The organism is Nocardia brasiliensis (genome assembly GCF_042691675.1).
GTDB classification, from domain to species: domain Bacteria; phylum Actinomycetota; class Actinomycetes; order Mycobacteriales; family Mycobacteriaceae; genus Nocardia; species Nocardia brasiliensis_D.
This window is the reverse complement of the sequence record NZ_CP170507.1, coordinates 2445642-2472015: the sequence shown is the minus strand read 5'-3', so window position 1 is coordinate 2472015 and position 26374 is coordinate 2445642. Positions and strand designations below refer to the sequence as shown.

Genomic DNA, 26374 nt, shown 5'->3' with positions numbered 1-26374 from the left:
AAGATAGCGGCGGCAAGCGGCTTCGGCACTGTCGGCGGGGTGCCGTGCGTGTGTTCAGCCCGTTCGCATGTGAAGGTTGCTGTACCGATGCCCGAATTTCGTTCTGCTCCGGTCAAATTCACCGATCGCAAGCGTCACCGTCCGCCCGTATCCCTCGCCGGTCAACGCGTCCTGGTCACCGACGCGTGCTCCGATATCGGCCGAGCCACCGCGAATGTGCTTGCCGCCCAAGGCGCCCAATTACTCCTGGTCGCCCGGCGCGGCGATCAGCTCATCGCGGCCTGCGAGGAGATTCGCGCGAGCAATGGCGACGCGCACTGGTATCGCTGTGACACCTCGGCGCTCGGCGATGTCGACCAGTTGGTGACCTGGGTGCTCGGCGAGTTCGGCGCGGTCGACGTGCTGATCAACCAGGCCGGGCGGCCGGTGCGCAGACCGGTGGCCCAGTCGCTGCACCGATTCCGGGACTATCAGCAGACGATGGCGGCCAACTACTTCGGCCCACTGCGCCTCACCCTCGGCCTACTACCCGCCATGCTGAGTTCCGGCTCGGGTCACGTGATCAACGTCGGCCCCTGGAACGTGAACATCGGCGCCGCACCGAATTTCGCCTCTTACGCCAGCGCTCAGGCGGCCTGGACCACCTTCGGCCAGTGCGCCGACGCCGAGCTGTCCCCGCACGGCATCAAGGTCACCGCCGTGCACTACCCGGCCGCCCAGTCAGACGCAGAAGCTCATTACACCGAGCGACCGCTCCAAGCGGCCCACCGGATCGAAGCCGCCATCCACAGCAACAACCCCCGCGCCGAGCCCCGCTTCACCCGCACTCTTTACGCCCTCGCCGGGGTCGCCCCGCGCTCCACCGCTCGCCTCATGCACGCCTTCGGCATCTGACGCCTGACCCCCAGGCATCTTCGAGTACATGCAATGCAGCAGGTAAAACCGGCTCCGGTACACAAGAACGGCGAAAGCCCCCTCAGCGGCTGCGGAGGGGGCTTTCGTGCAATAGCTCAGTGCCGTTCGGGACCCAGGTAGTACTCGAAGACGAGACCCGCGGCGGCGATCAGCACACACACGACGCCGAGGCCGATCAACCAGAACTGGAAGAAGGCCAGGCCGAGCGCGGTGATGGAACCCGCCGCGGCCAGCGTGATGGGCCAGAAGCTGCCGGGCGAGAAGAAGCCCAGATCGCCTGCGCCGTCGACGATCTCGGCGTCCTCGTAGTCTTCCGGACGCAGGTCGAGGCGACGCGCGACGAAGCGGAAGTAAGTGCCGATGATCAACGACAGACCGGCGGTCAGCACAGTCGCGGTGGTACCCGCCCATTCCACGCCGGTGCGGGACTGGCCGGTGAAGAAGCCGTAGACAACCGCGACGATGATGAAGAACACCGTCAGCAGTTCGAAAATCCGCGCTTCGATCTTCATATCAGATCAGTCCCTTACTTTGCCTCGGCCGCGGTCTTGGTCGTGCGCTCGGTGTTGAACGGCCGGGTCGACGTGGCGACCGGCGACTCACCGATGGATTCGAGCGCTTCGGCATTGGTCCTGCCAGCCTTGCGCGCGTCCAGGTACCTGGTGAACTTGTCCGGCGACACCGCGCGTACCTCGAAGTTCATCATCGAGTGGAAGGTGCCGCACATTTCCGCGCAGCGGCCGACGAACGCGCCTTCCTTCTCGATCTTGGTGATCTGGAAGACGTTGTCCGAGTGGTTTTCCTTCGGATTCGGCATCACGTCGCGCTTGAACAGGAACTCCGGCACCCAGAAGGCGTGCACCACGTCGGCGGCGGCGAGCTGGAACTCGATCACCTTATTGGTCGGCAGCACCAGGATCGGCACCTCCGAGCTGGACCCGATGGTCTCGACCGTGTCGTAGTGCAGGTAGGAGAGGATGTCGTTGGCGGGCTTGCCGTGCAGCGGACCCGGCTGGGGGTGACCGTCCTTGGTCGCCTCCTTGTACTCCTCCAGCTGCTCCTGGTTCGACGCCTCACGCGTGGTGTCGATGCCGTCGAACCGGTAGCCGTCCTTGAAGTCCACGTTGCGGTAGCCGAACTTCCAGTTCCACTGGAAGGCGGTCACGTCGACGGTGACGTCGGGGTTGTCGACCTTCTCGTGCACGTAGTTCTGCACGACGACGGTGAAGTAGAACAGCACCGCGATGATGACGAACGGCACCGCCGTGTAGGTCAGCTCCAGCGGCACGTTGTACCCGGTCTGCCGGGGGAACTCCGGGGAGTCCGGCTTCTTGCGGTGGAAGGCGACGGTCCAGAAGGTCAGACCCCAGACCAGCACACCCATCAGCAGGGCGGCGACGATCGACCAGGTCCACAGCTCCCGCATCCGGGTCGCCTGCGGCGTGACACCCGAGGGCCAGCCGAACCGCAGCCAAACATTGTCGATCGAGCAGCCCGAGACGAGCACCGCGGTGATCCCGAGGGACACCGCCAGCCCGGCCCGCCGAAGGATGCGGCCACTCTGCCGACCCCGGGCCGGTCGTGCCCCGATCTCTTCGCTCGCCTTGTGCGCCACGCTCACGCCTTCCTGGTCGCCACACATTCCGACATTTGCACCGCCTGGGCTGCGACCGCCCCGGCGATACGTTCTAAGCACATGTCAGACCCGTCCCCGGTCGAGCGCGTACGCCGCCTGAGAATGGCCTGAGTACTACGCAGCGTAGACCAAACGGGCGCCCTGTTCGTCGTCGGGTCGCATTCGACACTCCGCCGATAGCGTGCGCGATAGCGGTCACCTGCGCCGCCACGCGCAAAAGCCCTGGACAGGGTGCGCGCGACGCGCGAAGGGGGCGGGTGCGGCATACTCGGACAGAACATTTCGGCCGCTGTGCTCTCCGCGAGGGCAGGCCCCGGCACGTCCCGGATCGACCGCTCGCGACAGACACCGCGCACCGCCCCCGCAAGACATTCGGACGCCCCGATATTCGGCGGCGTCCCGACCGGAGAAACGAGGTTGCCGACGCCGTGTGTGGACTGCTCGGGTTTCTGACATCTGACGAGGCAGCACCTGGCGTCGTGGAGCAGGTGTACGACGCGCTGCACTGCGTCCGGCACCGCGGCCCCGACGAGCGCGGCACCTGGCACGACGATCACATGATCTTCGGCTTCAACCGCCTGTCGATCATCGACATCGAACACTCGCACCAGCCGCTGCGCTGGGGCCCCCCGGAAAACCGAGAGCGCTACGCGCTGACTTTCAACGGCGAGGTTTACAACTACATCGAACTCCGCGAGGAACTGGCGGCGGCGCACGGTGCGGAGTTCGGCGACGACCCGATCTTCCGGACCGAGGGTGACGGCGAGGCCGTCGTCGCGGCGTTCCACTACTGGGGACCGGACGCGGTGCGGCGGCTGCGTGGCATGTTCGGGTTCGCGATCTGGGACACCGAGACCAAGAAGCTTTTCCTGGCGCGGGACCCGTTCGGCATCAAGCCGCTGTTCCTGGCCACCGGCCCGGGCGGTACCGCGTTCGGCAGCGAGAAGAAGAGTCTGCTGGACCTGCTGTCCCCGCTCGGGCTCACCGACGCGCTGGATCCGCGCGCGCTGGAGCACTACACGGTGCTGCAGTACGTGCCGGAGGCCGAGACCCTGCACAAGGACATTCGGCGGCTCGAATCCGGTAGCTACGCGACGGTCGGCCTCGGCGAAACTCCCGAGATCACCCGGTATTTCCATCCGCAGTTCAAGGTGCGACCCTTCGCGCCGGGTTCGGCTGCCGCGCGGTACCGCGAAATCGGGGAGGCGCTGGAAGATTCCGTTGCCAAGCACATGCGCGCCGACGTGACCGTCGGCTCGTTCCTGTCCGGTGGTATCGACTCCACCGCGGTCGCGGCGTTGGCCATGCGGCACAACCCGAAGTTGATCACCTTCACCACCGGGTTCGAGCGCGAGGGCTACTCCGAGGTCGACGTGGCCGCCGAGAGCGCGGCGGCGATCGGCGCGCGGCACATCGTGAAGGTGGTCTCGCCTGCCGAGTTCGCCGCCGCGATTCCCGAAATCGTCTGGTATCTCGACGATCCCGTCGCCGATCCGGCGCTGGTGCCGCTGTACTTCGTGGCGAAGGAAGCGCGCAAGCACGTCAAGGTCGTGCTGTCCGGCGAGGGTGCCGACGAGCTGTTCGGCGGGTACACCATCTACCGGGAGCCGTTGTCGCTCAAGCCCTTCGAGTATCTGCCCGGCGGGCTGCGCAAGCTGGCGGGCAAGCTCTCCGAGCGTATTCCGGACGGCACCCGCGGCAAGAGCCTGCTGCATCGCGGCTCGCTCAGCCTGGAGGAGCGCTACTACGGCAACGCGCGCAGCTTCAGCGATGCCCAATTGCGTTCCGTGCTACGCGAATTCCGCCCCGAGTGGACCCACCAGGACGTGACCGCGCCGATCTACGCGCAGTCGCGCGGCTGGGATCCGGTGGCCCGCATGCAACATCTCGACCTGTTCACCTGGTTGCGCGGGGACATCCTGGTCAAGGCCGACAAGATGACCATGGCCAACTCGCTCGAATTGCGGGTGCCGTTCCTGGATTCCGAGGTGCTGAAGGTGGCCGAGGGGCTGCCGTTCGAGCAGAAGATCACCAAGGAAACCACGAAATACGCACTGCGCCAGGCACTCGAGGGCATCGTCCCGCCGCACGTGCTGCACCGCGCCAAGCTCGGCTTCCCGGTCCCGCTGCGACACTGGCTGCGCGGCACCGAACTCTACGACTGGGCGCACCAGCAGATCCTCGAATCGCAGACCGACCACCTGCTGAACAAGGCCGCGATCACCGACATGCTCCTCGCCCACCGCGCGGGCACCGCCGATCACAGCCGTCGCCTGTGGACGCTGCTGGTCTTCATGGTCTGGCACGGCATCTTCGTGGAAGACCGCATCAAGCCCGAAATCCAGGAGCCCGTCTACCCGGTCTCGCTGTAGTCACCGCTTTCGCTGGCTGCGCACGGAACAGCGGGCGGTTTCGTGCGCAATCCATCGCGCCACGCAGCCCGATGACCTCGGCCGACAGTCCGACGTAGCCCGGTCCGAGCAGGAACCCGAGGTAGGACGCCGTCGTGACCATCGACGTCGCGCGGCCACGCCGGGCCTCGTCGACGTGCCGCCGCGCGCGGAAGAGTCAGCGATTTCGTGCGCGGGGCGGACAGGTCGAGCGCGGCGGGGTGGTCAGAGCAGGGGCTTGATGTCGGCGGCGGCTTCGGGGCCGTAGGCGCCGGCCAGGCGTTCGAGGGCGGTTTCCTTGTTGAGGGTCCATTCCTGGGTGCCCATGGTTTCCAGGACCAGTACCGCGATGAGGGAGCCGAGTTGGGCCGAGCGCTCCAGGCTGAGGCCCGCGGTGTGGCCGGTGAGGAAACCCGCGCGGAACGCGTCACCGACGCCGGTCGGCTCGACCTTCTTGGTCTCCGGGACCACGCCGACGGTGATCTCGGTGCCGTCGCGATCGACGATGTGCACGCCGTTCTCGCTGAGCGTGGTCACTCGGATGCCGACGCGCTGCGCGATCTCGTCCTCGGTGAGGCCGGTCTTCTGCAGCAGCAACGCCCACTCGTACTTGTTGGTGAAAAGGTATGCGGCGCCGTCGATCAGCTGGGTGGCTTGTTCGCCGTCGAGGCGGGCCAGCTGCTGGGACGGGTCGGCGGCGAACGGGATGCCGAGCTCGCGGCATTGCGCGGTGTGCCGCAGCATCGCGTCGGGGTCGTTGGCGCCGACCAGCACGAGCTCCAGCGAATGTGCCTGTGCCAGTTCGGCAATGGAGATGTCGCGGGCCTCGCTCATCGCGCCCGGGTAGAACGACGCGATCTGGGCCATGTCGTCGTCGGTGGTGCAGACGAAGCGCGCGGTGTGCGCGCGGCTGGACACCAGCACGCCGGAGCAGTCGACGCCGTGCGCTTCCAGCCACTGGCGGTACTCGGCGAAGTCGGCGCCGACGGCACCGACGAGCAGGGGCGTGCGGTTCAAAAGCCCCATGGCGTAGGCGATGTTGCCCGCGACGCCGCCGCGGCGGATCTGCAGATCGTCGACGAGGAAGCTCAGCGACACGTGGTCGAGCTGATCGGCCAGCAGTGCGTCGGCGAACCGTCCGGAGAAACGCATGAGGTGGTCGGTGGCAATGGACGCGGAAACGGCGATGGACACGAGGCTGAGCCCTTCAACGGTAGGTGGCAGGCGGTGAAGACCGGGACAAGTCCCAGCATTACCGTAGCTCCCCCGCCGCCCCGCGTCTTCAGCGAGCAGCGGGTGCCGCGAGACTTCCGTTGCGGGCCGGCGGTTGGGCGTAGGTAGGTTCTGGGCGTACCCGACGAGTTACCCATGTTCTAACGAAATCAGTTGTCCCTGGAAGGCACAAGGCCCGCTGGGGCCCAGCTCTACGGCGAAGCGAGGGTGCCGGGCAAGCCGGAAACGCGCGACCCCACGTGATCGCATTCTCACGTGGGGCGGGCTGTTTACGCGGTTCGTCCCGCTTCTGGAGCGGCGGACGGTTCGATCAGTTGAAGGAATCGCCGCAGGCGCAGGAGCCGGTGGCGTTCGGGTTGTCGATGGTGAAGCCCTGCTTCTCGATGGTGTCGACGAAGTCGATGGAGGCGCCCTGCACGTACGGGGCGCTCATCCGGTCGACGGCCAGCTTGACGCCGCCGAAGTCGACAGTGAGGTCGCCGTCGAGCGAGCGGTCGTCGAAGAAGAGCTGGTACCGCAGGCCGGCACAACCACCCGGCTGCACGGCGATCCGCAGCGCCAGGTCGTCGCGACCCTCCTGGTCCAGCAGCGCCTTCGCCTTGCTGGCGGCAGCGTCGGTCAGCACCACACCATGGGTGTCGGTGGCGGTCTCGTTCTGCACAGTCATGAACTCTCCTCGAGGAACCTGTCGTCGACCCGTGAACAGCGCACGGGTCGTGTCGGTCAACACCACTCGGCGGGCTGCTATTCCCCATCTTGCCACCACCGCGGCCCGAGGAACACGCGCCCTCCGTCCGATCCGGAACTATCCGGACTCCGCGCACGTGACCCGTCATTTCCGAGCGGGGTGACTCGCCTCACACCTACCGGGCAGCCTGCAGACCTGCGCGAATCGGACCGCGTTTCCCGCGACGTAATCACATCGAATAGCCTGGTCCATGTGAAATTGTTCCGTCGCGGCGAGTCCAGCACCACCGACGCGACCGCCGATCAGACGGCGGTCGCGGACGGTGACTCGGCCGCGGGCTCCACTCGCACGGCGGTCACCGCCACCGCGGGCAAGGGCCGTCCCACCCCGAAACGCCGTGACGCACAAGGCAAGCGCCGTGGCCCGGTAGCTCCGGCACCGCTCACCGCGAAGGAGGCCCGCGCCCGGCGCAAGGCCGCCCGCGGCAGTCGGCAGGAGCGCAAACTAGCCTCCGCCGAGCGAAAGGCCGCGGTCGCGGATCGCCGCAACCGCATGCTCGCCGGCGAGGAGAAGTACCTGCTGCCGCGCGATCAGGGTCCGGTGCGGGCGTTCGTCCGGGACATCGTCGACGGCAGGCGCAACCTGGTCGGCTTGTTCATGCCGATGGCGCTCGTGTTGATCATGTCGATGTTCGTCGCACCCGCGCTGCAGACGATCGTCACGCTGGCGATGCTGGTGATGATGGCGTTCATGATCGCCGAGGGCTTCCTGCTCGGACGGATCGTGAACAACCGGGTCAGGGAGCGTTTCCCGGACACCACCGACACCGGTTACAAGCTCGGTTGGTACGCGTTCGTGCGGGCCTCGCAGATCCGCAAGATGCGGGCGCCCAAGCCGCGGGTCAAGCCGGGCGAAGCGGTCTAGTCCCACGCACCTGATTGCGGCCCGGCTCGTGGGTACGAGCCGGGCCGCTTTCGGTGGCGGGGGCATGGGATCAGATGTTGGAGGTTCGGCCGAGCAGCGCCGACAGGTCGGCCTGTGTGCGCTGCGCGTCACGGTCGATGACGTTGGACGAACCCGCGGCTGGGGCGGAGTAGCGGCTCACCAGGACGGCGAAACCGATGATGACTGCCATGGTGATCAGAAAAGTAATCATGGCAGTAATTTTGCGCTCGTTGAGTTACAGCCGAAAGTGGCAGTACTGTCATAGTTCGCAAAGATCCAGCCATATACTGGGCGCATGCTGTCGAAGGTCGCCGTCGTACTGTCCGAGCGCATGGCCATGTTCGAATTCGGGGTCGTCTGCGAGGTTTTCGGACTCGACCGCAGTGCCGACGGGCTGCCTACCTTCGATTTCCGGGTCTGTAGTGCCGAACCGGGCAAGCCGCTGCACTCCAGCACGCCGGGCATCAGCCTGACACCGCAATACGGCCTCGAAGAGCTCGCGACGGCGGACCTGGTCGCCATCCCGGCCGCGTCGGCTAAAACCGGATTCGATCCGCGCATCGTCGACGCCGTCCGGGACGCCGCGGCGGCCGGGGCGACCGTGCTCACCGTGTGCTCAGGCGCCTTCCTGGCGGGCGCGGCCGGGCTGTTGAACGGTCGGAAATGCACCACACACTGGAGTTATGTGGAGGAGCTCGCCGAGCTGTACCCCGAAGCGACCGTCGACCCCGACGTGCTGTTCGTCGACGAAGGCGACCTGATCACCAGCGCGGGCACCGCCGCGGGCATCGACGCCTGCCTGCACCTGGTCCGCCGCGAACTCGGCAGCGCCGTGGCCAACGCGATCGCGCGGCGGATGGTCGTGCCGCCGCAGCGCGACGGTGGACAGCGTCAATTCATCGAGCGCCCCGTCGCCACCTGCACCTCCGACAGCCTCATCCCCACCCTGCAGTGGATGAACGAGAACCTCGACCTTCCGCACACCATCGAAGACCTCGCCGCGCGGTCCAACATGTCCACGCGGACCTTCGCCCGCCGGTTTGCCGCCGAAACCGGCACCACCCCGGTGAAGTGGTTGACCAACCAGCGCGTCCTGCTCACCAAACAGCTGCTCGAGGAAACCGACCTCGGCCTTGAACAAATCGCCGCCCGCGCCGGATTCGGCTCCGGAGCCCTGCTGCGCCACCACTTCCAGCGGCTCGTCGGGATCGCGCCCACGGAGTACCGGCGGCGGTTCGGGGCTTCCCCGGAAGTGGTGGAGGCGCCCGCCTAGCGCGGCCGCGTCACCGGTCCGGCCCGTCGGAGCACTGGGGACTTGCCTTGCCCGATCGGCAAGTCACAGGCAGTGGGCCCTGGCCCGCGGGAGCGAGCCGAGGTTATGCCTCGCGACCCACGTGGGCTGCTGCGTGACGCAGAGCTCGGCAGCCAACCCTCCGCACAGGCGTACACCTGACTGGACCGGGTATTGATACCGTGCTGACGTGTCGCACAGTGTCTCGTCGCGCCGGACTCTTGTGCTCGGTGGTGCCCGGTCGGGGAAATCGGCCTATGCCGAGGAGCTGGCCGGTGAGTCGGCCGGTCCGGTTCGCTATGTCGCGACCTCGATTCCTGATCCCGCCGACCTCGACTTCGCCGCACGCATCGCGACGCACCGCGACCGCAGGCCCGCCGACTGGGCCTTGGTCGAAAGTGCCGACCCGGCAGCTGTTCTCAGTGCCCCCGCGCCGGAGGGCACGACGCTGATCGATGACATCGGCACCTGGCTCACCGCTCGCATCGACGCCCGCGACGCCTGGGAATCCCCGCGCGGCACCGTCTCCCCCGACGCCGACACCCTGGTTGCCGCCGTAGCCGCCTACCCGCACCGGTTGATCATCGTGAGCCCCGAAGTCGGCATGGGCGTCATTCCCGCCACCCGCTCCGGCCGCCTCTTCCGCGACGAAATCGGCACCCTCAACCAACGCCTCGCACACGTTTGCGATGAGGCGTTCCTCGTCGTGGCCGGACTCCCATTGCGCCTCAAGTGATTCGGCACGGAGACGCCTCCGCATAGCGTCGCCGCCCACAGCCAGCGCTTGCGCTCTGCGTGACACGTCGATAGGCGGCATGCCGAACAGCGCGACCAGTCACGCATCTTGCGCACGGCGGCGCGCTGCACAGTTCGCCACAAGCCACGCACCTGCACGTAGCGACCGCACACACGGCCACACAGCCACACGGCCACACGGCCACACGGCCACACGGCCACACGGCCACACGGCCACACGGCCACACGGCCACACGGCCACACGGCCACACGGCCACACGGACGCACGGCCACACGGCCACACGGCCACACGGCCACACGGACGCACGGCCACACGGCCACACGGCCACACGGCCACACGGCCACACGGCCACACGGCCACACGGCCACACGGCCACACGGCCACACGGCCACACGGCCACACGGCCACACGGCCACACGGCCACACGGCCACACGGCCACACGGCCACACGGACGCACGGACGCACGGACGCACGGACGCACGGACGCACGGACGCACGGACGCACGCTCCATGAACGAGCTTCAGATGTAGCGAGCGCTGCGGCTTGGTCCTCAGATGCGCGGCACTTCAGAGCCAGCAGCCTGCCGCACAGTTCGACAGGCCACACGCGCAGGCGAGGGACGACATCACACGTTTGCACCGGCCGCCGCACACCACCTGCGAGCCCACCCGCCCGGCCGGGGCACACTCCGCATACGCAGCGGACACCTGTGCGACGTGCGACGAACTACGCGCCCAGCGGCGGGTCGGGGCGGCTGATGTGCGGAGCGATGTCCCCGGCGGGCAAGATTGGGCGGCGTATGAGTGTATGGACCGTCCTGACCGGAAAGGCTCGATAGTGACACACGGATTTGGACCGGTTGCGCCTCCTGACGCGCAGGTTCGGGTGGCGGCCGAGCGGCGGCAGGCGCAGTTGACCAAACCGGGTGGGGCGCTCGGGCGGTTGGAGGAGCTCGGCAACTGGGTGGCGGCGTGTCAGGGTGTGTGCCCGCCGAAGCAGTTCGAGCGGGCCAGGGTGGTGGTGTTCGCCGGGGATCACGGCATTGCGCGACACGGAGTTTCGGCTTATCCGAGCGAGGTCACCGCGCAGATGGTCGCGAACTTCCTCGGCGGCGGTGCGGCGGTGAACGCGCTCGCCGCCGTCGCGGGGGCCACCGTCCGGGTCGCGGATATTTCCGTCGATGCCGACACCGATCCGCTGGTCGCCAAGCACAAGGTGCGCCGCTCCAGCGGATCCATCGACCGTGCGGACGCGCTCACCGTCGAAGAGGTCCAGGCCGCGCTCGCGGCGGGCAAGGCGATCGCCGACGAGGAGATCGACGCGGGCGCCGACCTACTCATCGCGGGCGACATGGGCATCGGCAACACCACCCCCGCCACGGCGCTCATCGCAACGCTCACCGACACCGAACCCGTTGCCGCCGTCGGCCGCGGCACCGGCGTGGACGACGCGGGCTGGGCACGCAAGGTCGCCGCGATCCGCGATGCCATGCGCCGGGCCCGCCCGGTCGTCAAGGACCCGGTCGAACTGTTGCGTGTCGCAGCGGGCGCGGACTTCGCCGCCATCACCGCGTTCCTCGCCCAGGCCGCCACTCGACGCACCCCGGTGATCTTGGACGGCGTGGTAGTCACGGCCGCCGCGCTGGTCGCCGAAGACCTTGCCGCTGGCGCCTCCGCGTGGTGGCTGGCCGGTCACCGCTCTACCGAGCCCGCCCACAACCTGGCTCTGCAACGTCTCCGCTTGGACCCGCTGCTGGACCTCGATATGCGCCTCGGCGAAGCGTCCGGCGCCCTCACCGCCCTGCCCATCCTCCGCGCCGCGGTAGCCGCCCTCGCCGAAATGTCCACCTTCGCCGACGCGGGCGTCAGCACCGCCGACACCGACACCGCCGACAACATCGAACTCACCGTCCCCGCGGACACTCCCCCGGCAGCGCCGGATCTGCGGAAATGAGCGACCGGCCGTCAGCTCCGGAGTGGTGCAAGCCAGGTCCGCAGCGATGAACAGCTTGCGGCTCGCGATGTCCTGGCTCACCGTCTTGCCGGTGCGTGGGCCGGTGAGTGTGGATCGTGCGGTAGCCGGACGGGCAATTGCGTTGGCGCCGTTGGTCGGGGCGCTGCTGGGGGCCGGGGCGGCCGGACTGCTGTGGGTGCTGATCTGGGTCGGGGCGAGTTCGTTGCTTGCCAGTCTGCTGGTGGTCGGGGCGCTGGCGTTGGTGACGCGTGGCATGCATCTCGACGGCCTCGCCGACACGATGGACGGCCTCGGCAGTTACGGCCCGCCCGAGCGGGCCAGGCGGATCATGAAGACTGGCGGCGCGGGCCCCTTCGGCGTCGCCGCCATCGTGTTCTCCATTGGCGTCCAAGCATTTTCGTTCGCCGCACTGGCCGAGGCGGACCGTTGGTTCGCCGTCGCCCTCGCGGTCACGGTAGGCCGCATCGCAGTAGTCCTCGCCTGCCGCAAGGGCATCGCCGCCGCCCCCGAAACCAACTTCGGCGCCCTCGTCGCAGGCACCCAGAACCCCCTCATCGCCGCAGCATGGTCCACCGCAGCCCTAGCCGCCGCCGTCCTCGCCACCCCCAACCACCCCTGGCTCGGCCCCCTCACCATCCTCCTCGCCCTAGCCGCATCCACCGCCCTCACCCACCACACCACCCACCGATTCGGCGGCCTCACCGGCGACACCCTAGGCGCCACCATCGAACTAACCACCGCCCTAACCGCAGCCACCCTCTCCCTTTCCCCCTAACCCATCACCGCTGATCAAACGGGACACCACAGAGCCCCCACTCGCACTTTGCCTCAGCCACGTCCCGTTGATCACGCTCCGACCCGGCCCTCGACCATCGGTCGACAGCCCCGGCCGGAGCGACCGCCGCCAGCACCGCCAGACGCCCGACGCCCAACGCCCAACGCCCAACGCCCGACGCCCGTCGCCAGACGCCAGACGCCGAGGCTCATGATCAACGGGACGTCACGGAGTCTCCACTCGCACAATGCCTCAACCATGTCCCGTTCGATCACGGCTCGGCCCGGACCCGACCGGGCCATACCCGACCGGGCCATCGTCGTCAGCGCGCGAATTGACCAGCGCTCACCCCCAGGCGCGACGCCAGACCCAAGGTTCACGATGAACGGGACACCACGGGGCCCCCACTCGCACTTTGCCTCAGCCATGTCCCGTTGATCACGGCCTGAAACTCCAGCGGGGCCATTTGTCGGCGGCAGTGCGCGACGTGATCCGCCTTCGGTCCAGGCTCGACGCCAAACCCTAAGTTCATGATCGACGGGACACCACGGAGCCCCCACTCGCACTTTGCCTCAGCCATGTCCCGTTGATCACGGCCTGAAACTCCAGCGGGACCATTGTCGGCGGCAGTGCGCGACGTGATCGGCCTTCGGTCCAGGCTCGACGCCAGCCCAAGGTTCACGATCAACGGGACACCATGGAGCCCCCACTCGCACTTTGCCTCAGCCATGTCCCGTTGATCACGGCCTGAAACTCCAGCGGGACCATTGTCGGCGGCAGTGCGCGACGTGATCGGCCTTCGGTCCAGGCTCGACGCCAGCCCAAGGTTCACGATCAACGGGACACCATGGAGCCGCCACTCGCACTTTGGCTCAGCCACGTCCCGTTGATCTTGGTTGGGTGTGTGGTGGTGGCGGGGGTCGGGTTTTGGGTGGGGGGTGGCGAGGGATTTGCGGTTGCGGCGCGCGGATCGTCTGGGTCGGGCAATAAGGTGTGCGGTATGTCTTCTGAGCGCCTGTATTTTCGCCAGCTGTTGTCGGGGAGGGACTACGCCGTCGGCGATCCGATTGCGACGCAGATGCGAAATTTCGCGTATCTGATCGGCGATCAGGAAACCGGTGAGTGTTTGGTGGTGGATCCCGCGTACGCGGCGGGTGATCTGGTGGATATCGCCGAGGGGGACGGGCTGCGGCTGACGGGGGTGCTGGCCACCCATCACCATCCGGACCACGTGGGCGGAACAATGCTCGGTTTCACCCTGCGCGGCGTGCGCGAACTGCTCGAAAAGACAAGTGTCCCAGTACATATCAACGCGCAGGAGCTTTCCTGGGTCGCCAACGTCACCGGCATCGCGCCGAGCGAGCTCACCGGCCACGAACACGGCGACAAGGTCAGCGTCGGCGCCTTCGACATCGAACTGCTGCACACCCCCGGGCACACGCCGGGCAGCCAATGCTTCCTCTTCGACAACCGGCTCATCGCAGGCGACACCCTGTTCGTAGACGGCTGCGGCCGCACCGATTTCCCGGGCGGCGACTCCGACGAGATGTTCCGCAGCCTGCGCTACTTAGCCGACTTACCCGGCGACCCGGTCGTCTACCCCGGCCACTGGTATTCCCAGGAGCCGCACGCCCCACTCTCCACTGTCCGGGACAACAACTACGTCCTGCGCCCCAAAACCCTCGACGAATGGCACATGTTCATGCCCAGCTGAGTCGAGTGGCACACCATGGTGCGAGAGGCCTCCACCATGGTGTGCCACTCGCCGACTACATCGTGCGCATCCACCCGTGGATGTCGGCGAAGGTGCCACGCTGGATCCCGGTGAGGGTGTCGCGCAGCGCCATGGTGACCTCGCCGGGTTCGCCACCGCCGATGGTGAATTCGCCGTCGGCGGAGCGGACCCAGCCGACGGGGGTGATCACGGCGGCGGTGCCGCACGCGAAAACCTCGGTAATTTCCCCGGATTCGGCGCCCTTGCGCCATTCCTCGACCGAGACCTTGCGCTCTTCGACGACGAAACCGGAGTCGGCGGCCAGGGTGAGCAGCGAGTCACGGGTGATGCCGGGCAGCAGCGCACCGGACAGCTCGGGCGTGACCAAGCGCGCCTCGGAGCCGGAGCCGAAGACGAAGAACAGGTTGTTGGTGCCCATCTCCTCGACGTAGCGGCGCTCGCAGGCGTCCAGCCAGACCACCTGGTCGCAGCCCTTCTCCGTCGCCTCCGCCTGAGCGAGCAGCGAGGCGGCGTAGTTGCCCGCGACCTTGGCCTCGCCGGTGCCGCCGGGCGCGGCGCGCACGTACTCGGTCGACAGCCACACCCGCACCGGCTTGACGCCGCGCGGGAAGTAGGCGCCGGCCGGGGAGGCCATGAGCAGGTACTTGTATCCGGAGGCGGGCTTCACGCCGAGCCCGGCTTCGGTGGCGAACATGAAGGGCCGCAGGTACAGCGACTCCTCCCCGCCCGCCGCGGGCACCCAGTCGCGGTCCACCTCGAGCAGCTGACGCACGGACTCGATGAACAGTTCTTCGGGCAGCTCGGCCATCGCCATCCGGCGGGCGGACCTGCGGAACCGCGCGGCGTTCGCGTCGATGCGGAAGCAGGCGACGCTGCCGTCGTTGTGCCGATACGCCTTCAGTCCCTCGAAGATGGCCTGGCCGTAGTGGAAGACCATCGTCGCGGGGTCGAGGGGAAGCGGGCCGTACGGCTCGACGCGTGCGTTGGTCCACTCGCAGTCGGTGTAGTCGATCGAAACCATGTGGTCGGTGAAGAACCGCCCGAACCCGGGCGCCGCCAGTACCTCTTGTCGCCGCTGCGCCGGGGCGGGCGCGGGATGCGGGACACGGGCAAACTGTGCAGCAACGGTCATGTGCCTGATCCTATCCGGGCCGGTTTCCAGCTTTGCGCCCGATCGGCCACCCCACCGCAGAACTTCCCGCCCCCACCGCCCCTCGGGCATCAAAGTGCATCGTGCGCCCCAATTCGTCCCAGGAAACCACACCGCACAGTTCGCACCCTGCCCACCCGATCACCCGCCACGCCGCAACCTCCCGCGCGACACGCCGTGTTCCACGACACCAGACCGCGAGCCTGGTCGAACAGCCTCCCCCGGCCGTGCCCACCTTCCGCGGTCCCGCGCACCTTCAGCGGGCGCACCGTTCCACGTTCCCGCGTACCCTCCACGTTCCCGCGCACCTTCCGCGGTCCCGCGCACCCTCCGCGTCCCTGTGCACCTTCAAGCAGTGCCACGCACCTTCAGCAGTCCCATGCACCTTCAGCGGGCGCACCCTTCCGCGGTCCCCCGCACCGACCTGCCGCGCAACACGCCGTGCCTCGCTCGAGAAGGTGCGCAGGTTCTGCGATGCCAGACGAAGCCGCCAAAGGAGGCGCGAGGCTGCGCGATGCCGCCAGAAAGGTGCAGGGCCCCTGCGAACCCACACGGTATGGGTCGCAGAGGTTCCGGCAAGGCGCACACGCTCCGCGGCGTGGTGTGCCTACTTCGTGTTGGTCTCCACGAACGGTGGGCGGATGACCTCGCAGCGGAGGCGGCGACCTCGCACGTCTACCTCGACCTCGGTGCCGGGCTCGATGCCTGCTTCGGTGTCGAGCAGGGCGAGGGCGATGCCGATTTTGAGGGTGGGCGAGAAGGTGCCGGAGGTGGTTTCGCCGACGGGCTCACCGTCGCGCAGGACGGTTTGGCCTTGGCGGAGGACGCCGCGGTCGAGGGCTTTGAGGCCGAGCAGGGTTCGGCGCGGGCCTGCCGATTTCTCCTTTTCCAGGGCGGCTTTACCCCAGAATTCCGGCTTCTTCCAGCCGACGGCCCAGCCGGTGCGGGCCTGGACCGGGGAAATCTCCAGGGACAGCTCGTGGCCGTGCAACGGGTAGCCCATTTCGGTGCGCAATGTGTCGCGGGCGCCGAGGCCCGCGGCCTGGCCGTCGGCGGCGCGCACCTGTTCGATGAGGGCACGGAACAGCGGCTCGGCGTCGGCCCAGCGGGGCAGCAGCTCGTAACCGTGTTCGCCGGTGTAGCCGGTGCGGCAGACGCGCACCGGACGCCCGTCCCATTCGGCGTCGGTGTAGGCCATGTATTCCATCTCGGTCGGCAGCCCGAGTGCCGCCAGCACCTCGGTCGAGCGCGGACCCTGCACCGCGAACACTCCGTACTCGCGGTGCTCATCGGTCACCGTGATGCCCTCGGGCGCCACCTTCCGCAGCTCCGCGACCACCGCCGCGGTGTTGGCGGCATTGGGCACCAGGAAGATCTCGTCGTCGCTCACGTAGTAGGCGATCAGGTCGTCGATCACGCCGCCGTCGGGCGTGCAGCACAGCGTGTACTGCGCCTTGCCCGGCCGGATCCGGCCGAGGTCGTTGGTGAGCGCCGAGTTCACGAATGCCGCGGCGCCCGCACCCCGCACCGTCGCTTTGCCGAGATGGCTGACGTCGAACAGTCCGACCGTGCTGCGGACCGACTGATGTTCGGCCACCGTCCCCGCATACGAGACGGGCATTTCCCACCCGCCGAACGGCGCGAAAGTCGCCCCCAGCTCGACGTGTACACCATGGATAGGGCCTTGCAGCAGGTTCGAATCGGTCACCCGGCGAGCTTATCCGCCGAGCCCGCACTCCGGGCCCGCTCCCTCGTCGGTGCCGTCTGGGTGCTCAGACGGCACCGCTGAGAATCAGCCGCGGAACCACATCGGGATCAGCGTGGGCCCACCCTCGGGCAACGTGTGCGTGACGCCGGTGCGAGCGAATCCGCACCGGGTGTACAGCCGCGCCGAACGTTCCGTACTCGCCTCGAGAAATGCCGGTACCCCGGCCTCCGACGCGGCCTTCACCCGATCGGTGACAATCGCGCCGCCCGCACCTTTCCCCCGATGCTCCGGCACGGTGACGATCACCTGGAGGTAGCGGTGCGGGAATTCCCGAGGATGCTCCCGCGCCAGCAGCTCGGTAACCGTGGCCACGCGTTGCAGCGGCCGAACGTCCGGAGCACCGTCGGCCGTCGCCCGCGCCTCCGCAGCTTCGGCCTCGAAGCGTTCCACCGAAGTCACGTGCTGCCAGAGCGACACCGCCCAGATCTCCGAACCCGCACCCGCGAGCCATATCTCGTCGTCGCGCAACGCCCGGTCGATGAGGGCGGGCACATACCGGGGACGGAACTCGTCGACGGGATATCCCGCCAACACCCACGCGGTGACCGCCTCGTCCACGCTGGCCACCCCGAACGCCTCGATGACAGCGTCGCGATCCTGTGCGCTCGCCTGCCGAACTATGAGCTCCATCCGTTGACCTTTCCCGATGTGAACACTGTGTGCTCTCGCCAATGTAGGTATCTCACACAGGCATAGCTAGAATTTCGTCACACGTGTTCGTGTGTCGAAATGGAGGTCCGGCATGACGTGCGAGCTCTGCGGGAACGCCCTCACCCAACCGTCCCGCGGCCGCAAGCGCCGGTACTGCTCCCGCTCCTGTCAGGCCCGCGCCTATCGGGCTCGGCGCGACGAAGTAACCCCGCCGCCGCGCACCGTCCGCCCGACCCGGCTCACCACGGTCGGCATCCTGCGGGCCGCCGTCGACCTGGCCGACCGAGACGGCATCGACGGACTGTCCATGCGTCGCCTGGCCAGCGAGCTCGGCGCGGCCACCGCCGCCCTGTACCGCCATTTCCCCGATCGCGAAGCACTCCTCGGCGAAATGGCCGAACTCGTGCTCGCCGAAATCCGCCCGCCCGCTACCGAACTGGCCGACTGGCGGACCAGACTCGAACACGAGGCACGCGAGGAATGGGATCTGTACCAGCGCCACCCATGGATGCTGCCGATCCTGGCGCGCACCCGCCCACCGGTGGGTCCCGCGCTCTTGGACATCCTGGAACGCTCCTTCGCCGCATTGGACGAGCGCGGTCTGAGTCGGGAGGCCATGCTCGCGGTCTACTTGTCGTTCTCCGGATTGGTTCAGGGCCTGGCCTTGCTGTGGAGCTCGGAACGCGCCGACCGGATCCGCAGCCCCGGACCGCGGGACCTGCCCGCCGACTTCACCGAGCAGCTCGACCCGGCCATCCGACCCGTCCTGCACCGCTTGTTCGCCGACGGCCCGCCCGGACCCGAGCTGGATTTCGATCGATTGATGCAGGCCGGACTCGCGCTGCTCCTCGACGGAATCGCGATCCGCCAGCCCAGTAACCTGTGGCCATGACCGCTGTTGCAGATCGTTCACTCGGACCGGAACTCGCCCGCACGCAGACCATCGGCGCGGACACCGATGTGCTCGTTCTCGGATTGACCTCGTCCGAGAACGGTCCCGCCATCGTGCCCGAGGACCTGTTCGGCGATGTACTCACCGCCGAGATCCGGGCGGAACTGCTGGACCAGCTCGGCGCGGTCGGCGCGAAGGGCAAGGCCGAGGAACTGACCAGGGTGCCGGCCCCCGCCGCACTCGACGGCGTGACGAGCGTGCTCGCGGTCGGCCTCGGCGCCGCCGACAAGATCGACGCCGAGCAGATCCGCCGCTCCGCCGGAGTCGCTGCCCGCTCGCTGTCCGGCACCGAACTCGTGGTGACCACGCTGTCGGGCCTCGACCTCGGCGCCGCAGCGGAGGGTTTCTACCTCGGCGCCTACACGTTCACGCCGTTCAAGTCGGACAAGTCCGCGCCGAAGCCGGACGAGCGCCCGGTGGCCAAGGTCGAATTGCTCGTACCCGAGCCGGATTTCGGTGAAGAGGAACTGTTCCGCGCGCAGCTGATCGCCGAAGCCGTAGCTACCGCACGGGATTTCGTCAACACCCCGCCCAGCCACCTCTACCCCGATGAATTCGCTTCCCGCGCGCGGGAACTGGCCGAGGCGGCCGGGCTGGAAGTCGAGGTGCTCGACGAAAACGCCCTGGAGGCAGGCGGTTACGGCGGCGTGCTCGGCGTGGGCAAGGGTTCCTCGCGGCCGCCGCGGCTGGTCCGGATCACCTACCCGGGCGGACCGAAGAAGGTCGCGCTGGTCGGCAAGGGCATCACCTTCGACACCGGCGGCATCTCCATCAAGCCCGCACAGAACATGGAGAACATGACCTCGGACATGGCGGGCGCCGCCGCCGTCATCGCCGCCACCTTGCTCGCCGCGCGGCTGAGCCTGCCGGTCACCGTCACCGCGACCGTTCCAATGGCGGAGAACATGCCGTCGGCCACCGCGCAGCGCCCGGGTGACGTGCTCACCCAGTACGGCGGGACCACCGTCGAGGTGCTCAACACCGACGCCGAGGGCCGCCTCATCCTGGCCGACGCGATCGTGCGGGCGAGCGAGGACGAACCCGACTACCTGATCGACGTGGCCACCCTGACCGGCGCCCAGTTGGTGGCACTCGGCACCCGCACCCCGGGCGTGATGGGCACCGACGAGTTCCGCGACCGGGTCGCCCGGATCTCCCGCGAGATCGGCGAAAACGGCTGGGCCATGCCACTGCCCACCGAACTGCGCGCCGATCTGAACTCGAAGATCGCCGACTTGGCCAACGTCGCCTCGCACCGCTGGGGCGGCATGCTCACGGCCGGACTGTTCCTGAAGGAATTCGTCCCGGAGGGCATCCAGTGGGCCCACCTCGACGTCGCGGGCCCGGCCTACAACACCGGCGGCCCGTTCGGCTACATCGGCAAGGGCGGCACCGGCGTCCCGGTCCGCACCCTGATCGCCGTCATCGAGGACATCGCCGCGGAATGAGTCGCACGCGCCGTCCGGAGCTCTGCGCCCCGGACGGCGCACCGACCGACAGCCCCCGCGCACGTTTCAGCCAAGGCTCCGGCGCGCCCTTCGGCAAGCCGCGACACGCGACGCCGATCGGTGCGCGGGACTCCGTCGATCGGCGGTACCGGCCGGGTACGGCGAGCCTCGCGACGCCTACAGGTCGCGGAGTTCGGCTTCGAACGCGCGCTGCCGTTCGATGCGCTTGCGCGCGTCGTAATCGCGCATCCGTTGTGGATATCCGGTCTTGCCGACGTCGTAGACGGGAATCCGCAAATCCTTGGCAAGCCGCTGTGCTCCGCGCTCACCGACGATCCGGCGGGTCCATTCGCCGTCGGCGGCGATCAGCACCACAGTGACATCGGTCACGGTTGTTTTCGGCTCCAGATAGCCTTCGACGCCGGTGTGCGTGCGGACCCACTCGGCGAGATAGCGGGCGTCCTCGCGCCCCCCGGAAACCGCACGTACCGCGCCACCACCCCGGGCCGCGCCGCCTCGGAAACGATCCAGCAAACCCAACGACGCGCACCTCCTTTCCAACCCCGGCGCATCGCTCGCGCCGGTCTCCCCATCTTGCCAGGTCAATTAAGTTCACTGCCCTTGTGCTACGCGCCGCACGGACGAGTGCAAGGATGGATCGCGGTACAAGAACCACACAGATCTCCGGTGCCACGCACAATGATCGGTGGCTTTCGGACTCGCGCCGCAACCCGCGACGGGTGTCCGCCGAGAGATCAACTGTTGTAGAAACCCGTCGAGCAGTCAGAGGAGTCAGAGGACATGGCCTTCTCCGTCCAGATGCCAGCTCTTGGTGAGAGCGTCACCGAGGGAACGGTCACCCGGTGGCTGAAGCAGGAAGGAGACACGGTCGAGGTCGACGAGCCGCTGCTCGAGGTCTCCACCGACAAGGTCGACACGGAGATCCCGTCCCCCCAGGCGGGCGTGCTGTCGAAGATCGTCGCCCAAGAAGATGATGTGGTCGAGGTCGGTGGTGAGCTCGGCGTGATCAGCGAGGCCGGTGAGGCATCCGAGTCGAGCTCGGCTCCCGCCCCCGAAGCCGCCGAGGCGCCCGCGCAGGAAGCGCCCGCCGAGGAAGCGCCCGCCGAGGAAGCGCCTGCCGCCGAACCCGAGCCGGAACCCGCCGCTCAGGAAGAACCGGCCCAGGCCCCCGCCGCCGAAGCCGCGCCCGCGTCGTCCGGCGACGGCACCCCGGTGAAGATGCCCGAACTGGGCGAGTCGGTCACCGAGGGCACCGTGACCCGGTGGCTCAAGGCCGTCGGTGACGACGTCGCCGTCGACGAGCCGCTGCTCGAGGTCTCCACCGACAAGGTCGACACCGAAATCCCCTCGCCGGTCGCGGGCAAGCTGCTCGAGATCACCGCGCAGGAAGACGATGTCGTCGCTGTGGGTGGACAGCTCGGCGTGATCGGCAGCGGCTCCCCCGCGAAGGCCGAGCAGGCGCCCGCGCCCAAGCCCGAGCCGAAGCAGGAACCCAAGCCCGAGCCCAAGCAGGAAGCGGCCCCCGAGCCCAAGCAGGGTCCCGCGCCGGAACAGCCCGCCAAGCCCGCGGCCCCCAAGGCTCCGGCGCCCGCCGCGGCCAAGGCTCCCGCTGCCACCGCCACCGAGGCGGATTCCGGCGGCAACGGCGCCACCCCGTACGTCACCCCGCTGGTCCGCAAGCTGGCCGAGGAGAACGGCGTCGACCTGTCCTCGCTCACCGGTTCCGGTGTCGGCGGCCGCATCCGCAAGCAGGACGTGCTCGCCGCCGCCGAGGCCAAGAAGGCACCGGCCCCGGCAGCCGCCGCTCCGGCCGCTCCCGCCGCCAAGAAGGCACCGGCCGCCCCCGCGGCCGCGCGCCCGCAGCTGGCACACCTGCGCGGCACCGTGCAGAAGGCGAACCGCATCCGTCAGATCACCGCGACCAAGACCCTGGAATCGCTGCGCACCACCGCGCAGCTCACCCAGGTGCACGAGGCCGACGTCACCAAGATCGCGACGCTGCGCGCCCAGGCCAAGGCGGCGTTCAAGGAGCGCGAGGGCGTCAACCTGACGTTCCTGCCGTTCTTCGCCAAGGCCGTCGTCGAGGCGCTCGGCGTGCACCCGAACGTCAATGCCAGCTACGACGACTCCTCCAAGGAGGTCACCTACCACGCCGCGGTGCACCTCGGCATCGCCGTGGACACCGAGCAGGGCCTGCTCTCCCCAGTGATCCACAACGCGAGCGACCTGTCGCTGGCCGGCCTGGCACGCGCCATCGCCGACATCGCCAACCGCGCCCGCAACGGTGGCCTGAAGCCGGACGAGCTGGCCGGTGGCACCTTCACCATCACCAACATCGGCAGTCAGGGCGCCCTGTTCGACACCCCGATCCTGCTTCCGCCGCAGGCGGGCATGCTCGGCACGGGTGCGATCGTCAAGCGTCCGGTGGTGGTCACCGACGAGACCGGCGGTGAGTCCATCGGCGTCCGTTCGATGTGCTACCTGCCGCTCACCTACGACCACCGCCTGATCGACGGCGCCGACGCGGGTCGTTTCCTCACCACGATCCGGCACCGGCTCGAGGAAGCGGCGTTCGAGGCCGACCTCGGTCTCTGACCGCGGGCCGGACACCGCAGGAAGGTCGTCATGCTCGCATGAAGGTCGTGATCGCCGGTTCGTCCGGACTGATCGGGACAGCGCTCGTCGCGGCTCTGCGCCGCGACGGGCACGACGTCGCCCGCCTGGTACGCAGGCGGGTGGCGGGTCCGGACGAATTCGCCTGGGACCCCGTCCGTGCCGAGCTGGACGAACGGGCACTGCGCGGCGCGGACGCGGTGGTAAACCTGTGCGGCGCGAGCATCGGGCGGCGCCGCTGGAACGGCAGCTTCAAACAGGAGCTGCGTGACAGCCGGATCACCCCGACCGACGTGCTGGCCGATGCGGTCGTCAAAGCGGGTGTGCCGACGTTGCTGAATGCCAGCGGCGTGCACTACTACGGCGGCGACACCGGCGACCGGGTGGTCGACGAAACCTCGCCCGCCGGTTCGGGTTTCCTCGCCACGCTGTGCGGCGACTGGGAGGCCGCGGCTCGCCCGGCCGCCGACGCGGGCGTGCGCACGGTGCTGTTGCGCAGCGCCGTCGTGCTGTCCCGACACGGTGGCCTGCTCAGCATGCTGCATCCGCTGTACTCGCTCGGCCTGGGTGGCCGCCTCGGCAGTGGACGCCAGTACACGCCGTGGATCTCCCTGGCCGACGAGATCGGCGCGATCGTCTTCGCGCTCAGCAACGACACCCTCACCGGTCCGGTCAATGTGGTCGGCCCGGCACCGGTCACCAACGCCGAGTTCAGCCGCGCGCTCGGCCGGTCCCTGCACCGGCCGACGCCGCTGGTGGTCCCCGCGTTCGCGCTGCGGGCGCTGATCGGTGAATTCGCGCACGAGGCGATTCTGCGCGGACCGCGCGCAATACCCACGGCCCTCGAGGAGGCGGGCTACGAGTTCCAACACCCCACCATCGGCGCCGCACTGGCCGCGACGGTGGGACGACCCGGAGACGATCGATGACCGAACAGCTCGACACCCGCACCGACACCCTCATCCGGGACGCGCACCGCGACGACCTGCCCGCCATCCTCGCGATCCACAACGCGAATATCGCCACCTCCACCGCGATTTGGGACCTGGAGCAGGTCGGCCTCGACGATCGCCTCGCCTGGTTCGAGGAGCGCACTGCCGCGGGCCTGCCGATCCTGGTGGCCGAGATCGACGGTGTGGTCGCGGGCTACGCGAGCTACGGGCCGTGGCGGCCCAAGGCGGGTTACCGCTTCACCGTGGAGAATTCGGTGTACGTCGACGAACGCTTCCAGCGCCGCGGCATCGCTACCGCCCTGCTCACCGAGCTGATCGAGCGGGCACGGCGGTCCGGCGACGTGCACGCGATCATCGCGGGCATCGAATCGGGCAACTCCGGCTCGATCCAGCTGCACGAGCGCTTCGGCTTCCGTACCGTCGGCGAGTTCCCCGAGGTCGGCCACAAGTTCGGGCGTTGGATGGATCTGACCCTCATGCAGCTGACGCTGCCCGTGCACGCGCGCTAGCCCGATACCCCCGCTAACCTGTGGCACTCACCACAGGAGACTGCTGGATCAGCAGAACCCGTCCGGCGTACCGTCAAGGACGTGAACGACACGCGCACCACGTGGTCCGCCCGATTCGATACGACCCCGATCGTGGTCGAGGATCTCGGACTCATCGACTATCACAGCGCCTGGGATCGGCAGCGGACCATCGCCGCCGAGCGGGCCCAAGGCATCGGATCCGATCGCCTGCTGCTGCTCGAGCACCCCTCGGTCTATACGGCGGGCCGCCGGACCGAGGCCGAGGATCTGCCGATCGATGGCAGCCCGGTGGTGGAGGTGGACCGCGGCGGCAAGATCACCTGGCACGGGCCGGGCCAGCTCGTCGGCTACCCGATCGTGCGACTCGCCGAGCCGGTGGACGTCGTCCACTACGTGCGCCGCCTCGAGGAAGCCCTGATCACCGTCTGTACCGATCTCGGCCTGACCTGCGGCCGGGTCGAGGGCCGTTCCGGCGTCTGGCTGCCCGCGACCGACCTGTTCGCCGAGCGCAAGATCGCCGCGATCGGTGTGCGGGTGCAGCGTGGCGTTGCGCTGCACGGCATCTCGCTCAACTGCAATTCCGCGATGGACGGCTTCCAGGCGATCGTTCCCTGCGGCATCCGCGACGCCGGCGTCACCACGCTGACCCGCGAGCTCGGTCGCGAGGTGACGGTGGCGGAAGTGAAGCCGCTCGTCGCCGACGCGATCGCCAGGGCACTGAACGGTGAGCTCCCGGTGACCGACCACGATGTGCGACTGCCGTCGACGCCGCGGCCCGAGACGGTGGAGTGACGGCGTGCCGGTATAGCGCGCGTCACACCGGCAGGAGGGGCGGCGAGCGCGCAACCCGGTAGGCGTAATGTCGATCTAGTGACCTCAGCTCAAGCACCGGCAGGACGCAAACTGCTACGCATCGAGGCGCGCAACGCGGAGACCCCGATCGAGCGCAAGCCTCAATGGATTCGTACGAAGGCCAAGATGGGCCCGGAGTATTCCGAGCTCAAGGGCCTCGTCAAACGCGAAGGCTTGCATACGGTGTGTGAGGAGGCGGGCTGTCCCAACATCTTCGAATGCTGGGAAGACCGTGAGGCCACCTTCCTGATCGGCGGCGAGCAGTGCACCCGCCGCTGCGACTTCTGCCAGATCGACACCGGCAAACCGGCCGCGCTCGATCGGGACGAGCCGCGCCGGGTCGCCGAGAGCGTGCAGGCGATGGGTCTGCGCTACTCGACCATCACCGGCGTCGCCCGCGACGACCTGGATGACGGCGGCGCCTGGCTCTACGCCGAAACTGTGCGCGCCATCAAGCAACTCAACCCGAACACCGGCGTCGAGCTGCTCATCCCGGACTTCAACGCCGTCCCCGACCAGCTGGCCGAGGTGTTCTCGTCGCGCCCGGAAGTGCTGGCGCACAACCTGGAAACGGTGCCGCGCATCTTCAAGCGCATCCGCCCCGCCTTCCGCTACGAGCGCTCCCTTTCCGTGCTCACCGCGGCGCGCGAGGCCGGCTTGGTCACCAAGTCCAACCTGATCCTCGGCATGGGTGAGACCCCGGAAGAGGTCACCCAGGCCATGCGCGACCTGCACGAAGCAGGCTGCGACATCCTCACCATCACCCAGTACCTGCGCCCCTCCCCCCGGCACCACCCCGTCGATCGCTGGGTGAAGCCGGAGGAGTTCGTCGAGCACTCGAAGATGGCCGAGGAGATCGGCTTCGCTGGCGTGATGGCCGGACCGCTGGTCCGCTCCTCGTACCGCGCGGGCCGCCTGTACACGCAGGCAATGGCCTTCCACGGCCGCGAAATCGCCCCCGCCATGGCACATCTCGCCAAGGAAGGCACCGCCTCCCAAGAGGCCTCCGCCGTCCTGGCCCGCTTCGGCAGCTGAGTTCTTTCGCCGCGTACGAATTGTTCGGCCGCGCAGCGAGAATCGAGGCACGGCCGAATC

The 26374-nt window shown here is 68.3% G+C and carries 24 protein-coding genes; 15 read left to right on the top strand and 9 right to left on the bottom strand.

Translation table 11 applies throughout. From position 1 onward, the window contains the following. Window positions 1-87 precede the first annotated feature (87 nt). Entirely contained in the window at window positions 88-894 is an 807-nt protein-coding gene (locus ACFK0J_RS11570; protein WP_378739248.1) for an SDR family NAD(P)-dependent oxidoreductase, read from the top strand. A 116-nt stretch (window positions 895-1010) separates the two neighbouring features. Here ACFK0J_RS11570 and ACFK0J_RS11565 read toward each other — a convergent pair whose 3' ends face one another. Both ACFK0J_RS11565 and ACFK0J_RS11560 read right to left on the bottom strand, forming a co-directional pair. After that, entirely contained in the window at window positions 1011-1427 is a 417-nt protein-coding gene (locus ACFK0J_RS11565; protein ID WP_218475759.1) for a cytochrome c oxidase subunit 4, read from the bottom strand. Between the two features lie 14 nt (window positions 1428-1441). Continuing rightward, window positions 1442-2530, bottom strand: coding sequence for a cytochrome c oxidase subunit II (locus ACFK0J_RS11560; RefSeq protein ID WP_378739246.1), 1089 nt, complete (start codon window positions 2528-2530; stop codon window positions 1442-1444). Window positions 2531-2979: 449 nt separating this feature from the next. Between ACFK0J_RS11560 and asnB the strand changes: the two genes are divergently transcribed. After that, a complete protein-coding gene (asnB, locus tag ACFK0J_RS11555) occupies window positions 2980-4923 on the top strand; it encodes an asparagine synthase (glutamine-hydrolyzing) (RefSeq protein WP_378739244.1) in 1944 nt (647 codons plus the stop codon). A gap of 243 nt (window positions 4924-5166) precedes the next feature. Here the strand turns inward: asnB and ACFK0J_RS11550 are convergent, their stop codons facing one another. Both ACFK0J_RS11550 and ACFK0J_RS11545 read right to left on the bottom strand, forming a co-directional pair. Then, on the bottom strand, window positions 5167-6135 hold the full coding sequence (locus ACFK0J_RS11550; protein ID WP_378739242.1) for a carbohydrate kinase family protein: 969 nt from the start codon (window positions 6133-6135) through the stop codon (window positions 5167-5169). 349 nt (window positions 6136-6484) lie between these two features. Continuing rightward, a complete protein-coding gene (locus ACFK0J_RS11545; RefSeq protein ID WP_218475751.1) occupies window positions 6485-6841 on the bottom strand; it encodes an iron-sulfur cluster assembly accessory protein in 357 nt (118 codons plus the stop codon). 273 nt (window positions 6842-7114) lie between these two features. Between ACFK0J_RS11545 and ACFK0J_RS11540 the strand changes: the two genes are divergently transcribed. Beyond that, the gene (locus ACFK0J_RS11540; protein ID WP_378739240.1) at window positions 7115-7786 is read left to right on the top strand and encodes a DUF3043 domain-containing protein; all 672 of its coding nucleotides are present in this window, start codon (window positions 7115-7117) and stop codon (window positions 7784-7786) included. Window positions 7787-7856: 70 nt separating this feature from the next. On the opposite strand, the gene ACFK0J_RS11535 is transcribed toward ACFK0J_RS11540, so the two are convergent. Then, window positions 7857-8018, bottom strand: coding sequence for a hypothetical protein (locus ACFK0J_RS11535; RefSeq protein ID WP_378739238.1), 162 nt, complete (start codon window positions 8016-8018; stop codon window positions 7857-7859). An 84-nt stretch (window positions 8019-8102) separates the two neighbouring features. Here ACFK0J_RS11535 and ACFK0J_RS11530 point away from each other — a divergent pair, with 84 nt between their 5' ends. The 5 genes from ACFK0J_RS11530 (at window position 8103) to ACFK0J_RS11510 (ending at window position 14320) form a co-directional block, all read left to right on the top strand. Next, window positions 8103-9080, top strand: coding sequence for a helix-turn-helix domain-containing protein (locus ACFK0J_RS11530; protein ID WP_378739236.1), 978 nt, complete (start codon window positions 8103-8105; stop codon window positions 9078-9080). 208 nt (window positions 9081-9288) lie between these two features. Next, on the top strand, window positions 9289-9834 hold the full coding sequence (gene cobU, locus ACFK0J_RS11525) for a bifunctional adenosylcobinamide kinase/adenosylcobinamide-phosphate guanylyltransferase (RefSeq protein WP_378739234.1): 546 nt from the start codon (window positions 9289-9291) through the stop codon (window positions 9832-9834). Between the two features lie 860 nt (window positions 9835-10694). Continuing rightward, entirely contained in the window at window positions 10695-11810 is a 1116-nt protein-coding gene (gene cobT, locus ACFK0J_RS11520) for a nicotinate-nucleotide--dimethylbenzimidazole phosphoribosyltransferase (RefSeq protein WP_378739232.1), read from the top strand. Window positions 11811-11856: 46 nt separating this feature from the next. Beyond that, window positions 11857-12606 (top strand): adenosylcobinamide-GDP ribazoletransferase, encoded by a 750-nt coding sequence (locus tag ACFK0J_RS11515; protein ID WP_378739230.1) that lies wholly within the window; start codon window positions 11857-11859, stop codon window positions 12604-12606. A 1000-nt stretch (window positions 12607-13606) separates the two neighbouring features. Beyond that, window positions 13607-14320, top strand: coding sequence for an MBL fold metallo-hydrolase (locus tag ACFK0J_RS11510; RefSeq protein ID WP_378739228.1), 714 nt, complete (start codon window positions 13607-13609; stop codon window positions 14318-14320). Between the two features lie 55 nt (window positions 14321-14375). On the opposite strand, the gene ACFK0J_RS11505 is transcribed toward ACFK0J_RS11510, so the two are convergent. The 3 genes from ACFK0J_RS11505 to ACFK0J_RS11495 form a co-directional block, all read right to left on the bottom strand. Next, complete coding sequence (locus ACFK0J_RS11505) at window positions 14376-15473, bottom strand: branched-chain amino acid aminotransferase (protein WP_378739226.1); 1098 nt, start codon at window positions 15471-15473, stop codon at window positions 14376-14378. A gap of 625 nt (window positions 15474-16098) precedes the next feature. Beyond that, window positions 16099-17199 (bottom strand): glycine cleavage system aminomethyltransferase GcvT, encoded by a 1101-nt coding sequence (gene gcvT / locus ACFK0J_RS11500; protein ID WP_378739224.1) that lies wholly within the window; start codon window positions 17197-17199, stop codon window positions 16099-16101. A gap of 84 nt (window positions 17200-17283) precedes the next feature. Further along, entirely contained in the window at window positions 17284-17889 is a 606-nt protein-coding gene (locus tag ACFK0J_RS11495) for a GNAT family N-acetyltransferase (protein WP_378739222.1), read from the bottom strand. 112 nt (window positions 17890-18001) lie between these two features. On the opposite strand from ACFK0J_RS11495, the gene ACFK0J_RS11490 reads away from it, so the two are divergent. Then, on the top strand, window positions 18002-18802 hold the full coding sequence (locus tag ACFK0J_RS11490; protein ID WP_378739220.1) for a TetR/AcrR family transcriptional regulator C-terminal domain-containing protein: 801 nt from the start codon (window positions 18002-18004) through the stop codon (window positions 18800-18802). Beyond that, window positions 18799-20310: a leucyl aminopeptidase gene (locus ACFK0J_RS11485; RefSeq protein WP_378739218.1), complete on the top strand. Its 1512-nt coding sequence runs from the start codon at window positions 18799-18801 to the stop codon at window positions 20308-20310. The genes ACFK0J_RS11490 and ACFK0J_RS11485 overlap by 4 nt, the downstream gene beginning before the upstream one ends. Window positions 20311-20487: 177 nt before the next feature. On the opposite strand, the gene ACFK0J_RS11480 is transcribed toward ACFK0J_RS11485, so the two are convergent. Continuing rightward, window positions 20488-20850, bottom strand: a complete 363-nt coding sequence (locus ACFK0J_RS11480; protein ID WP_378739215.1) for an oxidoreductase — start codon at window positions 20848-20850, stop codon at window positions 20488-20490. 261 nt (window positions 20851-21111) lie between these two features. Here ACFK0J_RS11480 and sucB point away from each other — a divergent pair, with 261 nt between their 5' ends. From sucB to lipA, 5 genes are all read left to right on the top strand, one after another. Continuing rightward, window positions 21112-22926 carry a 2-oxoglutarate dehydrogenase, E2 component, dihydrolipoamide succinyltransferase gene (sucB, locus tag ACFK0J_RS11475; RefSeq protein WP_378739212.1) on the top strand — a complete coding sequence of 605 codons (1815 nt, stop codon included), beginning with the start codon at window positions 21112-21114 and terminating at the stop codon, window positions 22924-22926. Window positions 22927-22964: 38 nt separating this feature from the next. After that, on the top strand, window positions 22965-23873 hold the full coding sequence (locus tag ACFK0J_RS11470) for a TIGR01777 family oxidoreductase (RefSeq protein ID WP_378739210.1): 909 nt from the start codon (window positions 22965-22967) through the stop codon (window positions 23871-23873). Then, window positions 23870-24406, top strand: a complete 537-nt coding sequence (locus tag ACFK0J_RS11465) for a GNAT family N-acetyltransferase (RefSeq protein WP_378739208.1) — start codon at window positions 23870-23872, stop codon at window positions 24404-24406. Before ACFK0J_RS11470 ends, ACFK0J_RS11465 begins: the two co-directional genes overlap by 4 nt. A gap of 81 nt (window positions 24407-24487) precedes the next feature. Beyond that, complete coding sequence (gene lipB, locus ACFK0J_RS11460) at window positions 24488-25219, top strand: lipoyl(octanoyl) transferase LipB (RefSeq protein ID WP_378739206.1); 732 nt, start codon at window positions 24488-24490, stop codon at window positions 25217-25219. A gap of 78 nt (window positions 25220-25297) precedes the next feature. Continuing rightward, window positions 25298-26314 (top strand): lipoyl synthase, encoded by a 1017-nt coding sequence (gene lipA / locus ACFK0J_RS11455; RefSeq protein WP_378739204.1) that lies wholly within the window; start codon window positions 25298-25300, stop codon window positions 26312-26314. The last annotated feature ends 60 nt before the right edge of the window (window positions 26315-26374 follow it).